Raw genomic sequence first — 10,203 nt, 5'->3', positions numbered from 1 at the left:
AGGAGGGACAGCTGCTGGCGGGCTGGGAGAGCTGGCGCGACGCGGCTCCCGCCTGGGTGCGGCTCCAGACCCGTGACGCCTTCGAGGCGGCGATCTTCTACGGGGAGATCCTGGACTGGGCCACCGGGCGGCCGGGCTGCGTCGACGTCGAGTACGAGGAGGACGAGGTCGTCCTGCGCAGTGGCGGGCACGTCGTCGCCCGGCTCAGCTCGGGCGCCCTGGAGGCCGCTCCGGACCCGACGATCCGGCCGCGCTGGCAGGTCCACTTCCCCGTGCCGGACGTCGACGCCTGCGTCAGCGCCGCGCTGGAGCACGGCGGTACCGTGGTCCACCACGAGCCGGGCGCCGAGGCGACACTGCGTGACCCGGACGGGGGCCTGTTCACCCTCACGACCCAGCCGCTGCCGGGGTGAGGCGGACCTCCGGCCTCCACTCCCCCGCGGCCGTGCCCCCGCGTCCAGGCGTGCCGCCCGGACGCCTCCCGCATGCGGTCGCCCCCGGTCAAGCGTCCCGCAGGAACCTCGCGAGCTCCTCCAGCAGGGCGTGGCGTTCGTCGTCCTCGCGGGCCAGAACCGCGGCCAGCACCTCGGTGTCGCAGCTGCGGCTGATGGCCTCGCGCACGAGCGTGGCCAGGGCGTCGGGCGGAATGGCCTCCGCCTGGGTGGTGGCACCGCCCGGGAACGGCCGTCGCTCGCCCGTCCGTACGGGTGCCGTGGGCAGGCGCAGTTCAGCGATCTGCTGTTCGGTGACCGCCAGGTGCTCGAACTCCATGCGGACGTCGGGGGCGTCGAGCGCGGCGAAGGCCTTGATGTCCTCGGCGAGGGAGGCGAAGAGGTGCTCCCGGCCCGGGTCCCAGTCGCTGATCACCATGATCCGCACCGCGCCGTGGCCGCCGGTCGCGGCCCGGCGAGCGGCGGCGCGCTTGCCGGCCAGGCCCGTGAAGACCGCACCGGCGTACACGGGCACGCCCCACGGGTCGGTGACGGCCGCGAGCTGGGGCACGAGGCCCGCCGGCTCGCACCACACCTCCAGGCGGGCCTCCTGACCCGCCTGGCGGTCGAGCCGGTAGCCGTGCACCGCGTCCGCCACGGCCCGGCGGAAGCCGTCGGGGCCGTCGAACGTGCGCGGCTCGGCCGGCTGGTCGGTGTCGTCACGGATCGCGAGCCAGGAGATGCGGCCGGAGCGGCGCGCCATGGCCAGGAGCTCGACCAGCCGCTTGTAGGACCGCTCCTGCTTGGCGAGCGCGCCGTCGGCGACCGCCGCGTACCAGATCTGCCGGATGGTCAGCGGCATCTGCGCGGCGTACCGGCCGAGGATCATCTCGACCTCAGCCAGTAACTCCTGGGTCGCGGGGCGAGGGTGCCAGTCGGGCTGATAGCCGCGGGGGCGTCGGTCCGCCACGGTGGCCCCCCCTTCCGCCCGACAGCCGGATCCGTCGTCCGTCTCCCTTAGGGCTTGCCCACGGATGCGGGTGTCTTCACCTGCGGGGACGGGACGGATCGGGCCATCCGGGCCGCGGACGTGCGCCGCCCCCGTCTGCGCGGCCTGTGTCGTCAGCCCGTCCTGCGGCCCGCGAGGGGAGCGGTGTCGAGGCCGGCGCCGCGCCGCATGCCGCGCAGCAGTTCGCCGAACGCCTCCAGGGAGCTGCGCTGCGGGTGCCAGCCGAGTTCGACGCGGGCCCGGGTGCAGTCCAGCAGCGGCAGGCGCAGCACCGCGTCGAAGAGCTGCGGGGAGGCGGGGACCAGGCGCAGGTTCCAGCCCGCCGCCAGGAGGGCGCGCGCGGCCGGGCGGGGCACGCGGACGACCCGCGCGTCGAGCAGCCCGGCGATCTCGGCGGCGCCGATGGGCGGCTCGGCGGCGAGGTTGAACGCCCCGCCGACGTCGTGCCCGACCGCGAGGCGGTAGGCCTGCGCCGCGTCATCGGTGTGCAGCGCCTGAAAGCGCAGGCCCTCGATGTCCGGCACGAACGGGACGGCCTTGGCGCGGGCGAGCTGCCCGGGCACGAAGCGCCCGGCGAAGATCCGGCGCTGCTCGCTCGCCGACTCCTCCTTGAACAGGAAGGCCGGGCGCATCCGCACCACCCTGACCCCGGGGTTGCGCACCTCGAAGGAGTCCAGCACCCGCTCCAGGTACGACTTCTCGCGGCAGTACGCGGCCTCCGGCCAGCCGTGCGTGGGCCACGTCTCGTCGACCGCCCGGTCCTTGGGGCCCGGCGAGTAGGCGCCGACGGAGGAGGCGTGGATCAGGGCCGGCACACCGGCGGAGGCCACGTCCCGGAAGACCTGGAGGCTGCCGAACACGTTGGTGCGCCAGGTGCGCATCGGGTCGTGGGTCGGCTGGAACGCCCAGGCGAGGTGGATGACGGCGTCGGCGCCCTCGAAGTACCTGACCAGGTCGGTGTCCTGCGCGAGGTCCACCGACGCCCAGTCCGTCTTGGGCGGCGACCAGCCGGGCAGCCTGCGCGCCAGGCCCAGTACGGATGCGATCTGCGGATCGTCGGCCAATGCCGCCACCACGCTGGTGCCGACATTGCCGGTGGCTCCGGTGACGACGATCCTCTTGCCGGCTTCCATGCTCACGGTCCTGCCCTTCCGACGGATCGGCGTGTCCCGGCACCGCGCCGGGAGATCCGGGTACCCGCCGATCGGCGGTCCACGTGCACCATGGACGCAGGCGGATCCGGACGGGCAGGACGCGGGACGCGGGAAGGGAGAGCGGGGCGCGGGACCCGGGACGCGGGAGGGAGAGCGGGCGGATGCGGCTGGCGCTCGTCGGCAGGACGGCGCTGGTCATGGGGTCGACGCAGGGCCTCGGTGCGGCGATCACCGTCGGCCGGCCCGGTCGGGGGCCACGGTGGCGGTCAACGGACGCGGCCCGGACAGCGTGCGGGATGCCGTGGAACGGCTGCGCGCCGAGGTTCCGGACGGGGAGGTGGTGCCCGTACCGGCGGATCCGGCGACCGACGAGGGGACCGGGCGCACCGTCGAGCCGCTGCCCGCGGTGGACATCCGGGTGAACAACCTGGGCATCTTCGAGGCGCGGGCCGGCGCTGGAGATCACGGACGCGGATTGGCGGCGGTCCTTCGAGGTGGAGGTGTCGGCGGCGGTGCGGCTGACCCGTGCGTACCTGCCGGGCATGACACGCCGCGGCCGGGGCCGGATCCAGTACATCGCGAGCGACTGGCGCGGTCGTCACCCCGGCCGGGACGATCCGTTACGGCATGCGGAGACGGCTCTGCTCGCGGTGAGCCGCGGCTTCGCGAAGGAAGCGGCCGGTACAGGCGTCACCGTCAACTCCGTAATCACTGGACCCACCCCTACGGGTGGGGTGGAAGATTTCGTGTACGAGCTGGACGACAAGGATCCGCCGTGGACGCGGTGCAGCGGGAGTTCGTGCGAAGAGACCGGCCCCGGTCGCTGCCGCAGCGGCTGATCGAGCCCGGGGAAACCGCCCACATGGTGGTTCATCTCAGCTCCCCGCAGGCCTCGGCGACCACCGGAGGTGCCCTGCGGGTCGACGGGAGCTATGCGGACGCGATCCTTCCGTGACCGGCCCGGTACAGTACGGAACCGTGCGATCCAGCCACACGTGGCTAATATTCGACCAGCCTTAGGCATATGCCGGAAGCACCACCGTATCGAGTGTTGCCAAAGCTCTTACAGGCCCTCGCGGGCTGTGCAACAGTCGTAACCGGTCCTTGTTTTTTCAGACTCTGGCCATGCCGCGCCTGTATCGGAGTACGACATGCCGTCCCATCTGTTCGCGGACCGTACCGCCGGGCAGCCGCCCGAGCGCGGCACGGTGGACGCTCTGATCTCGCAGACCCGCAGACTGCGGGGAGACGTCGACGCCGTGCGCCGGGACGCCGTGGTGGACGAGGACGACCCCCAGGGCCGCTGGCAGCGCGCACTGTGCGACCTCGCCGTCCACCAACTCGACGACCTGGGTGCCCAGTTGGGGCAGCTGAAGGAAGGGCTGCCCGAGGGCCCGCCCGCCGACGGGCAGGGCACGCCGCCGGCCGAGGAGACCCAGGCGTCGCCGGACGAGCCGCCGCGCACCGGTTCACTGCTCAGCCGGGTCGGCAGCGCGCAGTGGAACCTCCTCACCGATGAAGTCACCTGGTCCGAGGAGCTGTTCCAGATCTTCGGCCGCTCTCCCGGGTGCGGTCCCATGTCGCTGGACGAACTGCCGTCCGTGGTGTTCGCCGAGGACCAGGCGCTGCTGACCGCGATGGTGACGGGCTGCCTGATCGACGGCAAGCCGATCGACGGGGAGTTCCGGATCGTCCGGACCGACGGCCGGGTGCGCACGCTCCACATGATGGGCGAACCGGTTCTCGACTCCGACGGCTGCACGGCTTCGATGTGGGCCGTTTTACGGGACGTCAGCGAACTGCGCCGCAGTGAGCGGGCGGTCCGCGAGACCCGTGAATCGCTCCGGCGCCGGCATGACATCGAGCAGACCGAGCACCGGATGGCGGTGGAGCTCCAGGAGGCGGTCCTGCCGCCGTGGCGCGGCTCGCTCCGCTTCCCGCACGGCGGCCCCGCGGCCCTCGACCTGGCCGGGCACTACCTGCCGTCCGAGTCCAGCGGGATGGTCGGCGGCAACTGGTACGACGCCCTGGAACTGCCCGGCGGGGACGCACTGCTGACCGTCGGCGACCTCACCGGGCACGGCGTGTCGGCGACCTCGTCCATGGCGATGCTGCTGGGCGCCCTGCGCGGCATGGCGGTGGCCGGGATCAGCCCGGGGCCGCTCATGGAGCACCTCAACCGGCTGCTGGAGGCGTCCGCCCAGCCCGCGCTGGGCAGCGCCCTGTGCTGCCGGTACAGCCCGACGACCGGGACCCTCAGCTGGGCGCAGGCAGGACACCCCGCCCCGCTGCTGTTCCGCGGCGGGACGGGGCGTGCGCTGACGCGTCCGGAGGGGCTGATGCTCGGGGCGACGCCCCGGACGTCGTACGAGCAGGCCGAGGTGCGGCTGCTGCCCGGGGACGTTCTGGTCCTGCACACGGACGGGCTGACCCGCGGCGCGGGTGCGGATCCCTTCGGTGCGGGCGGCACGGACAGGCTGCTGGGACTGGCACCGCGCTTCGCCCGGGCGCGCGACGCGCAGGAGTGTGTACGGTCGGTGGCGGAGGAGTTCGGCGCCGGTCCACGGGAGGACGACGCCTGTGTCATGGTCGCCCGGATCGGCGACCCCTCGGGAAGGACCGCGCCTTAGGGCGAGGTTCCAGGGACCAGGACCACGTCGTCGTGGGCCTGTCGGCGTGGTGGGCCACGTCGCGGGCCTCCGCGTCCATGGTGGCGCGGGGCGGGGGACGGGTGATGTGCGGGCCGGGCCGGATGGTGCCGGCCCTCGTCAGATCCGGTTGTCGCGTGACTTCCTGGTCGTCTGCTTGGGCATGGCGAGCTGGATCTCCTCGCGCAGGTCCTCGATCTTCGTGTAGCCCGCGTACTGCCCGGTGAGCCGGTACATCTCACGCAGCCGGTCCCAGGTGCGCTGCGACGAGGTCTCCCCCATCGACATCAGGGCGAGCCTGGCGTACCGGTCGGCCTGCTCAGGGTCGTCGGCGATGAAGCACGCCGACGCCATCGACAGGTAGTCGAAGATCTTCGACCGCTGCCGGCCGTCGACCCGCAGGGCGAGGGCCTTCTGGGCGAAGTGCTGGGCCTGCTTGGCGGCCCCGGGTTCGTGCTCGGCGAGGGTGCGGTAGGCGAGGGCCTGCATGCCGTACAGATCCTCCTTCTTGAAGGTCTGCATCCAGCTGGGCGGCGGTACGTCGCTCTTGTCGGAGACGAAGAGCTCCTCCGCCTCGCCGAGGGTGCGGCGCATGGCCTGGCCGCGGCCCATCGCCGCCTGCGCCCAGGCCTCGATGGTGTGCAGCATGGCGTGCGTACGGGGCAGCGTCTCGTCGCCCGAGCCGGCCCGGGCGAGCTTCATCAGGTCCAGCGCCTCGTCGGGGCGGCCCAGGTGGACCATCTGCCGGGCTGCACGGGACAGCGCCTCACCGGCGCGGGGCCGGTCGCCGCCCTCGCGGGCCGCGTGCGCGGCGATGACGAAGTACTTCTGGGCGGTGGGTTCCAGGCCCACGTCGTGGGACATCCACCCCGCCAGGACGGCGAGGTTGGCGGCGACGGCCCACAGCCGCCGCTGGAGGTGCTCGGGGTGGCGGTAGGCGAGCATGCCGCCCACCTCGTTGAGCTGGCCCACCACGGCCTTGCGCTGCAGGCCGCCGCCACGGGCGGCGTCCCAGGCGCGGAACACTTCGACGGACCGCTCCAGCGCCTCGATCTCCTGGGAGCCGATGGGGGCGGCCTCGTAGCGGTCGAAACCGGCGGGGTCGGCGTGCAGGGGATCGGCGACGCGGGCCGCGTCGGAGGGGAGTGCGGGGTCGGTGCGGAGCCAGTCGTGCATGGCGCTGGTCAGTACGGAGCCTGCGGTGAGCGCGGCACCCGCGCCCATCAAGCCGCGTCGGTTGAGCATGAGGTCCATTCCCGTGAATTCGGTGAGGACCGCAGCCGTACGCTCGGGCGCCCAGGGCAGCCCGTCAGGGTTGTCGGTGTTCCTGACGTCCCGCCGTTTCCCGGCGCGCCCGTGTCGTACGAACCCGAGGTCCTCGATGGTCACGACACGGCCGAGTCGCTCGGTGAACAGGGCTGCCAGCACCCGGGGCACGGGATCGCGGGGGGTCTCCCCCATGTCGATCCAGCGCCGGACCCGCGACGTGTCGGTCGCCAGCTGCGGGTGGCCCATGGCCGCCGCTTGCCGGTTCACGAGCCGCGCGAGCTCTCCTTTGGACCATCCGGCCAGGCCGAACAGGTCTGCAAGGCGGGTGTTGGGTTCTCCGGTCACGTCAAGCCCCCAGGTTCTCGGCTGAGTTGACAGTAGCCCGCCGGCATAGGGCTGGCGACTATTCGCCAGGCTTCGCCAGGGTCCGCCAGATGGTGTGCCACGGGCGCGCGGGTGTCAGGTAGGAAAGCGCCACCCCGCTCCGGCAACCGGCCCTCATTCCCCAGGGTGTCGGCCGGTTGCCGGGACGGGGCAGCGTACGTAACTCGTCGGCACACGAAGGGATCTGTCTCGCCCATGTACACAGCATCGTCCTCCGTGTCCGCCCCGCCCCGGCTCCAGCGCGCCGTCCCGGCCGGCAGCGGACCGTACCTGGATCCCACCCAGGCGGGCAGGGCCCGGCGCTGGGCGGGACCGGCGGCGGGGCCGCTCAGCGGCAGGATCGACCTGTCCGGCCCGCAGGGCGCGCAACTGCGCAAGGCGATCGCGTCGGTGCACCGGATCTGCCCCGAGTTCAACCCGGTGCAGCTGATGCGGCGCAGCAGCCGCTCCGTCCTGCTCGTCGGGACGACGGGGCGTGCCACCGCCGTCGCCAAGTGTTTACTGGACCACTCCCCCGCCTGGGCCGAGCGGCTCCGTCATGAGATCGCGGCTTACCGCACCTTCGTCCGGCACCGCCCGCCGGTGCGGGCGCCGCGGCTGATCGCCGCGGACCCGGACAACTGCACGCTGGTGATCGAGCGGATGCCGGGACGGGCGGCGGCGCTGACCCGCCACCCCTTCGAGGCGCCGCCCCGCGCCGATGTCCGAGCCGCCCTGGGCGCGATCGCGCGGCTCAACGCGTGGCGGCCGCCGGCCGGGACGTTCGACGCACCGCTGGACTACGCGTCGCGGATCTCCCGCTACCACGAGCTGGGGCTCTTCACGGACCGGGACCGCGACGACCTGCAGAAGCTGCTGCACGGTCTGGCGCACGCGGGCGCGCGGGGCGGCATGGGCCAGTTCTGCCACGGCGACGCGCTGCTGTCGAACATCCTGCTGTCGCCGGCCGGTCCGGTGCTGGTCGACTGGGAGCACGCGGGCTGGTACCTGCCGGGGTACGACCTGGCGACGCTGTGGGCGGTGCTGGGCGACGCCCCGGTCGCGCGGCGGCAGATCAGCCAGCTCGCCCAGGCGGCGGGCCCCGCGGCGCGGGACGCGTTCCTGGTGAACCTGATGCTCGTGCTGACGCGGGAGATACGGACGTACGAGACGGCCGTGCAGCGCACGATACGAGAGGCGCCGCCGGTCGGCTCGGTCCCGGTCCAGCCCGGGGGGTTGTCCCAGGGGGAGGAACAGCGACTGCTGCTGAGGAGGCTGCACGACGACTGCGCCATGGCCCGGCGGGCCGTGCGCGCCGCGGTCGGCACTCGCTGACCGCGTGGCCCGGGCCGAGGGAGCCGGATGGGCGGTTCCCCGGCCCGAGGCGCCGGGGGCCGAGCCCGCCTGGGGGGACGTGCGCTGCGTGGCCGGTGCCGACACACCGGACACGCAGCGCACTGCCGTGTCACCCGTGGGGTGCCTGCCCGGTCGCGCGGGCGGCGCGGAGCGTCCCGTGTTCACCGGGCCGTTCGCCCCGTGTGCGCCGGACGGGTGGCCGTACCGGTCTTCCTGTCGGTCAGGCAGGGTATGTTCATACTTTTTCTCTGTGTTGGGGAGGCCGCGACATGCCGTCCGACGTGGCGTCGCTGAAGGCCTTCATCGAGCGCGAGACCGCGACGCTCCGCACCGACGTGCGCAGGAGGACGGAGGCCGCGGCGCCCGAACCCGGCGGCGGGGACGGCAGCCCGCCGGGTGGCACGCCGCGCACGGCGGGGCCCGGGGTGCGGGAAGGGGCGCAGTGCCCGTGCGGGCAGGGGCACGGGACGCGGAACAGCTGTGTGGACGCCGGTGAGGCCACGACCCGTGGCGGGGCCTGTGCTCCACGCTGCCGGCCGTCCGGGTCTCCGCCGCGCTGCTGACGCCGGTGCGCGACGGCTCCGGCACCATCACGGACTTCGTCATCAGCGGGCTCGCACGGGAGCCGCCGCCACCGGGCTGCTGAGCGCCTTCCGTGGCGTCCTGACGACGGGACGCTCCCTCGACGGCCTGGTCGTGGACTACACGGAGGAACGGTACGGCAGGCTCCGGCGCGTCCAGCTGGTCCACTACGCGGCGTCCTGCGGGGACCGGTTGCTGACGACGTGGCGGCCGGTGCGCAGTCAGGCGGAGCTGCTGACCATCGACGCCCAGCACCTGGCTTCCATGGGGTGGGGCTGGGCCCAGCACCGGGTGCCCGACCCGGTGGACTACATCGAGATGCGGCGCCGGACCTTCGGCTCCGACATGACGATGAGCCTGGCGCGGCTGCGGCACGAGGGCGGGCTCCCGGCGGAGCTGCTGCGGAGCGGCCCGGTGCGCGGCCTGGAGAACGCCGCCCAGGACTACGCCACGCTGCTCAACGACCTCTTCTCGTACCGGAAGGAGGTCGAGGTCGAGGGCGAGGTGCACAACGGCGTGCTCGTCGTGCAGACGTTCTTCGACTGCGACTACCAGGCCGGCGTCTCGATCATCGACGACCTGATGCGGGGGCGGCTGCGGCAGTTCCTGCACGTGAAGGAGCACGAACTGCCGGTGCTGGCCGAGCGGTTCGGGCTGGACGAGAGCGGGCGGGGCGCGCTCGACGCGTATGTGCGGGAGCTGGAGGACTGGCTCGCGGGCATCCTCCACTGGCACCGCAGCGTACGCCGTTACCGGGACGAGGACATCCGCTCGGGCGCCGGTACGCCGCGGCTGCGGGGCACCGGCTCCGCCGCACCGCCGTCCGGCCCGGCGACCCCCGTCCGGCCCGGCGGCCCGGTGGGCCTGGGCACGTCCGCGGCCCGGGTGGCGGGACTGTTCACCTCGTGAGGCGGTAGCGGGCGGCGGCGCGGCGGGCCGGGCGGTGTGCTCCGGTCCCGTCGGCGACGGTGCCCGCGACGCAGGGGATCAGGAGGGGCGGAGGCCGCGGAGCTGGTCCAGTTCGCGGCGCTCGCGCTTGGTGGGGCGGCCGGCGCCGCGGTCGCGGACCCCGGCCAGCGCGACGTGCTCGCGCGGTGGCGGGGGCGGGCTGTTGTCGGCGTACGCCTCCGCGGCGACGGGCGCGCCGACCCGTTTGGCGATCACCCGCTTGACCTCGACGATCCGCTCGCGGCCCGCGTGGAACAGCCGCACCTCGTCGCCCGGCTTCACGGCCTGGGCGGGCTTGACGCGCTCGCCGTTGACGCGGACGTGCCCGGCCCGGCACGCGGCGGCGGCCTGCGAGCGGGTCTTGGTGAGGCGTACCGCCCAGATCCAGCTGTCGACGCGTACGGTCCCCTGCGCGCCGCCCTTGCCCTCGTCCGTCGCCATGG

General features: G+C 73.6%; 9 protein-coding genes and 1 pseudogene. 6 read left to right on the top strand and 4 right to left on the bottom strand.

Annotation, left to right across the window (positions count from 1 at the left end):
- On the top strand, positions 1-413 hold a 413-nt coding region (locus IH00_RS39610; RefSeq protein ID WP_031079545.1), incomplete at its 5' end, for a VOC family protein.
- 88 nt (positions 414-501) lie between these two features.
- Here IH00_RS39610 and IH00_RS0131785 read toward each other — a convergent pair.
- Both IH00_RS0131785 and IH00_RS0131780 read right to left on the bottom strand, forming a co-directional pair.
- The gene (locus tag IH00_RS0131785; RefSeq protein ID WP_158828038.1) at positions 502-1,401 is read right to left on the bottom strand and encodes a hypothetical protein; all 900 of its coding nucleotides are present in this window, start codon (positions 1,399-1,401) and stop codon (positions 502-504) included.
- A gap of 152 nt (positions 1,402-1,553) precedes the next feature.
- Positions 1,554-2,579, bottom strand: a complete 1,026-nt coding sequence (locus tag IH00_RS0131780) for an NAD-dependent epimerase/dehydratase family protein (protein ID WP_031079543.1) — start codon at positions 2,577-2,579, stop codon at positions 1,554-1,556.
- A gap of 509 nt (positions 2,580-3,088) precedes the next feature.
- On the opposite strand from IH00_RS0131780, the gene IH00_RS45565 reads away from it, so the two are divergent.
- The 3 genes from IH00_RS45565 (at position 3,089) to IH00_RS0131770 (ending at position 5,224) form a co-directional block, all read left to right on the top strand.
- Complete coding sequence (locus IH00_RS45565) at positions 3,089-3,433, top strand: Rossmann-fold NAD(P)-binding domain-containing protein (protein WP_420710947.1); 345 nt, start codon at positions 3,089-3,091, stop codon at positions 3,431-3,433.
- Positions 3,370-3,549: a hypothetical protein gene (locus IH00_RS45560; RefSeq protein ID WP_420710957.1), complete on the top strand. Its 180-nt coding sequence runs from the start codon at positions 3,370-3,372 to the stop codon at positions 3,547-3,549. Before IH00_RS45565 ends, IH00_RS45560 begins: the two co-directional genes overlap by 64 nt.
- Positions 3,550-3,745: 196 nt before the next feature.
- On the top strand, positions 3,746-5,224 hold the full coding sequence (locus IH00_RS0131770; protein WP_031079542.1) for a PP2C family protein-serine/threonine phosphatase: 1,479 nt from the start codon (positions 3,746-3,748) through the stop codon (positions 5,222-5,224).
- Positions 5,225-5,362: 138 nt separating this feature from the next.
- Here IH00_RS0131770 and IH00_RS0131765 read toward each other — a convergent pair whose 3' ends face one another.
- On the bottom strand, positions 5,363-6,856 hold the full coding sequence (locus IH00_RS0131765; protein ID WP_031079541.1) for a DNA-binding protein NsdB: 1,494 nt from the start codon (positions 6,854-6,856) through the stop codon (positions 5,363-5,365).
- A gap of 234 nt (positions 6,857-7,090) precedes the next feature.
- Here IH00_RS0131765 and IH00_RS0131760 point away from each other — a divergent pair, with 234 nt between their 5' ends.
- Together IH00_RS0131760 and IH00_RS0131755 are read left to right on the top strand one after the other, a co-directional pair.
- Complete coding sequence (locus IH00_RS0131760; protein ID WP_031079540.1) at positions 7,091-8,209, top strand: aminoglycoside phosphotransferase family protein; 1,119 nt, start codon at positions 7,091-7,093, stop codon at positions 8,207-8,209.
- 873 nt (positions 8,210-9,082) lie between these two features.
- Positions 9,083-9,721: pseudogene (locus IH00_RS0131755) on the top strand (terpene synthase family protein); the annotation flags it as partial.
- Between the two features lie 78 nt (positions 9,722-9,799).
- Here the strand turns inward: IH00_RS0131755 and IH00_RS0131750 are convergent.
- Positions 9,800-10,201, bottom strand: a complete 402-nt coding sequence (locus IH00_RS0131750) for an RNA-binding S4 domain-containing protein (RefSeq protein ID WP_031079538.1) — start codon at positions 10,199-10,201, stop codon at positions 9,800-9,802.
- Positions 10,202-10,203 lie beyond the last annotated feature (2 nt).

Origin of the sequence: Streptomyces sp. NRRL S-118, from assembly GCF_000716335.1 — a bacterium.
GTDB lineage: Bacteria > Actinomycetota > Actinomycetes > Streptomycetales > Streptomycetaceae > Streptomyces.
The sequence above is the reverse complement of the archived record's forward strand: the minus strand, read 5'-3'. Positions and strand labels throughout refer to the sequence as shown.